General features: G+C 58.4%; 1 protein-coding gene and 1 pseudogene. Both read left to right on the forward strand.

The window, feature by feature from the left end; all coding sequences use genetic code 11:
- Positions 1-12 precede the first annotated feature (12 nt).
- Positions 13-3,636, forward strand: a complete 3,624-nt coding sequence (locus tag LR394_RS40875; RefSeq protein ID WP_231450114.1) for an NACHT domain-containing protein — start codon at positions 13-15, stop codon at positions 3,634-3,636.
- A 475-nt stretch (positions 3,637-4,111) separates the two neighbouring features.
- Positions 4,112-4,600 (forward strand): annotated as a pseudogene (locus LR394_RS40880) (IS1634 family transposase); the annotation flags it as partial.

The raw sequence follows: 4,600 nt of genomic DNA on the forward strand, positions 1-4,600 counted from the left end.
GGTTCTGACGGGGTGGGAACCGCGCAACGAACCTTCCCATTGGGCCAGGCCGATGGAGGCCGCGACATCTTGGTGGGTGACCACAACTACCAGGTGAAGTATTCGCAGAACGGCGCACGCATGAACGCCGCAGACCAGTGGGTGCTGAGCGCGCTCAGAGGGGAACGAGAAAAGGTTCGCCGCCTGGTGGATGAGGGCGTGAGACACTACACACTTGTTGTGAACGTGCGAGGCTCCGGCAAATCTAGGACCGGATCCATCGACAAGGTAGACGAAGAACTGAGCCATCTTAGGACTGCCTGGTCCCTGGATTCCTTGCAGGTCTGGTGGCGCGACGACTTGAACACGATGATGAATAGAGCGCCGAGCTCGCTGAAAATCGCTTTTCTCCGGGCACTGCCCCTTGACGACCTGCTGGCACAGACCCTGCTCGTATCCGCCCGGGCCGAGGTGGAGGGGCAGGAATCCATCCGTGCCTACCTGTCGGCACAATACGATCAAGACTACGATGTTAGATTCGAACAGGCAGACCTAGAGAGAGCGTCGCTTGCAGCTCTGTTCGTGGACGTGCCTGCCAGTTACGCCGAGCCGAACTCGTACGCGAAGAATATCATCGCGGAGAGTTCTGCGAAAATGAGCGATCAGCAGCCAGGGACCCGCCACTCCATGGGTGCCGCCAATTTGCTATTGCATCGAGCCTGGTCGGGTAATGCCCTGATCGTAGGGGGCCCGGGTCAAGGCAAGACAACTCTTCTTCAATACATTTGTCAGTATCATCGATCTTTACAACTGGGCGAGACCGAGCTGCTCAGTGCCGCCAATTTCGCACACCCAACGTCAACCGGCGCCCGGGTTCCCTTCCGAGTGGACCTGCGACGCTATGCACGTTGGCTCGAAGCTGAACTGATTGGGGGGACCGCGTATGATGCTTCTCCGTCCTCAGTGCGCGACGGCGATCAGGCCGAGACCGCGCTTCCTAGCCTCGAGCGATACCTGTCAATTCAAGTGACTCAACTTTCTGGTGGGAATGAGATTTCCACCAGAAATATGGTCCGCTTTCTGCTCGGCCATTCGTGCCTCATTGCCCTTGATGGACTCGACGAGGTGACGCCTACTTCGCTTCGCGAGATGTGCGCCAAGGCCATTTCTCAGATGAGTCATCGTCTTTGTCGAGACGCCAAAGACTTATCAATTGTCGCCAGTACGCGCCCGGGCATTGGCATCCCCAAGATTGGTACGCCCGGAAAATACGGCTTCCAAACACTCGTCCTTCAGGATCTGACGACGTCGCTAAAACGTCGCTATGTGCAACTCTGGTCGAGAGAAACTCGACTCGACGAAGAAGCCACGAGCGAATTGCTGGATAAGCTTGAGCGCGGCCTTACACAACCTCACATTGAGGAGCTTTCCGGTAGTCCTATGCAGCTAGCCATTTTGCTGCACCTTATGCGTCGGCGCGGTCATGCACCGGAGCAACGTACGGATCTGTACGAAGGCTACGTCGAAGTATTTTTTGACCGCGAGGGCACCAAGGAAGCTGTGGTGCGGGAGCATCGCAAGATTGTTGAGGAACTGCACGACTATATTGCATGGTACTTGCAGGCGAACTCTGAGACCGGCGATAGCATGGGGTCACTGTCACCTGCCCAACTGCGCGAGTTGGTTCAGCGGTTCTTAAGGGATCGAGGTCAACCAGAATCACTTTCCGTGGAGAGTCTATATACAAGCATTTCGGCTCGTGTCATGTTCTTGATTCATCGCGAAAATGGCTACGAGTTCGAGGTGCAGCCGCTTCGAGAGTTCTTTGCAGCGCGCCGCATCTTTGAAACAGCGACCAGTCGTGGCGGCAAGAAGAACACGAAGGATCATTGCTTGAGCGCTCTGCTGGCGAGGACGTACTGGAACAACGTCACTCGCTTTTTTGCCGGTATGCTCACTGACGGCGAAGTGCGCGGACTACCGTCCAATCTTCGCGAACTTGCCGGCAAAATGCGTCTCACTGGTACACCCTTCGCCGGCGAACTCGCGCTTCAACTTCTTCATGATCAAGTCTTCACTGGGTTGTCCAACGCTGTAAAGCGAGAAGTGGTTGACTTAATCCTGGAGGGTAACGGTGCTCACTTCTTTTCAGGCTCGGCGTTCGGAGCTCAGGCCGGTTCTGCAAGATTCACGGCGAGCGCAGGCGGCTATCAGGCTGTAGACCACCTGAAGAAGCGTTTGAGCGAACCGGTTTCATTCATGGAGGGGCATGCCGTCGCCCATCTCCTGACAGTAAATTCGGATGCAGGCGAGCTTCGTAAGTGGTGGTGGACAGAGCAGCGCCGGGTTTCGGAGCGTTGGCTGACCACAGCCGCTGATTTCTACGCCCTCGATCCAGCGGACGATCAGGAGGTCGAGCATGTTCTTGCTTGTGCACGACTTCTAACCAATGAATCGCCGGAACTGCTTGTAGATCTACTCGTCCGATCCGCATCGCAGACGACGGCCGAGTCCATCATCCGCTTTTGTGTCACGGAACTCGCAAATCACACAATTGACGACTGGATTCCCAGGTCTTCTGCGAGTACCTCCGTACTTGTCGTGGCCTACTGGGTGTCTCCGGCGCCGTTCTATAAGCGGGTGGGCACCTACCGTCCAACTATTCATGGCAGAAGTGCAGCGGAGGATGTCTCTGAGATCCTGGCAAGCGACTCCTACGCATCCCAATTGTGCAGCCGTTTGATAGCCGCACACGCGGAATCGCACGACTGGAGCATGGCTAAGACTTGGCTCGAAGCCCAGAATGTACTTCACGAAGTGACTGGCGATTGCTGGATCATTCGGGAGTCCTCCATACTCTTTCCAGATTCCGGTCTCACGCCCAGTGCTTCCGCCAAGACGCCTGCGGAAGGAAGTTCACCTAAGCAAGTTTCAGGGTGGGTGGCAACCGCGAAACTGTTTTCCGACGACGCTGGATGGTGGCGCGAGCAAGAACCATCAGACGTGCAAAGCCTTGCTTGGTCTCACTGGGCTTTAGTCCTTATAAGCACGGTCAAGGCAAGTGCTCTAATAGAGCTGTTACCCCAAGTAGACGAGCGCATCAATACGCTTCACCCCTTCAGGTTGGGCCAGCTCGCAGCAGCAACTCGCCGCCTCGAAAGTGTTGTTTTCATTCGCCGACTGGACATCATTGCAGCGCTCCGTTCGGGGGCTGCTCGCCCCTCTGCTCGCCTGGCTATGCTGTTGGTTCCACTGGTTACCGATTTCAGCAAGAGACATCTCGTTGAGCTAGTCTCCGGCCAGTTGGCGACCTTGCTGCCTCTCAGCAGCACGATTCGAAGCGCAGCAATCGAACAATCGCAGTGGCTCTCCGCGGAAGTTCCTTGGCACCAGGCGCGAGGCGGTCGGATCTATGACCATGGACCTTATCTTGCTGTTTCGGGAACTCCCCCGGTCGGACGTTCAAAGGAAATCCTGGAGTCGGTGGAAGACTGGCCGGGTCCCGTCGTCGACCTGGCCCGTGCTCAGTCCTTCCGGAAGCTCGAGAGACTGGACGCGCTTGCAGTGATTGCTGCGAAGAACAGTTGGATGACAGGTGACATCACTCCCATCCGCGATGACTTCGGCGAACCTCAAGCCGGGTCGAGAAGACCGTAGGGTGGTCAGGCATCGACGTGGGAACAGCAGCGTCCGAGGCGCCTGGCCATTTAGGCCCAGCAACGGCCAGCCTCGTTGCTGGCCTGGCCGTTGCCGGAACCTGCTCGTGAAGAGCCAGAACGAATGCTCGGCCTTCTCTGCCAGCGGAGCTCACCGACCTGCGCAGACATGCCCGTGGTCAAAGTTGCCACTGGTGGCGTCCGCAGGGTCGTAAACGCCTCCATCGGAATAGGTTCGCCGTCGTTCTCGAGCCTGAGTTTGGTCACACCCGTTCGGTTTCTCGGGCTGCGGTTTGCTGACCTGCAGTGATGGTTCCGCGAAGGGCGGATCTGAGGCATTAATCGTGCTCTACGGTGGAGTGCGTCCTGAGTTTGGTCACACCCGTTCGGTTTCTCGGGCTGCGGTTTGCTGACCTGCAGTGATGGTTCCGCGAAGGGCGGATCTGAGGCACTAATCGTGCTCTACGGTGGGGTGCGTGGCGTGGATTCGGCGGGTCCGCACGTCTTCTGGAGCGACGGCTGTGCAGATTGCTGACTCTGTGAACGGTCGCCGCCGGATCGTGGCGCATGTCGGGTCGGCGCATACCGAGGCCGAGCTGGGGCTGTTGATGCGCCAGGCACAGGAGTTGCTCGATGATCCTGGCCAGGGCGAACTTGATCTGGGGATCGCCCCAGCGGCGCGCAAGGCCGATCTGATCGGGCCCGCCCGCAGCGGTGAAGCCCCGTTGTTCGACCTGCAGGAGGCAGCCGGGCGCCCTGATCGGCAGGTCGTGGCGCCGGCCAGTGTGGTCTCGACCGGATCGGACGTGCTCTTCCAGGCCCTGGCTCGTGTGTTCGCCGACCTGGGGTTCGCCCCGGTCACGGACGAGGTGTTCGCTTCGCTGGTGATCGCCCGGATCGTGGAGCCGACCTCGGTCCTGGACGTCCCCCGGGTTCTGACCGATCTCGGGCAGGACCCGGCCAGT

The organism is Kineosporia babensis (genome assembly GCF_021129305.1).
GTDB classification, from domain to species: domain Bacteria; phylum Actinomycetota; class Actinomycetes; order Actinomycetales; family Kineosporiaceae; genus Kineosporia; species Kineosporia babensis.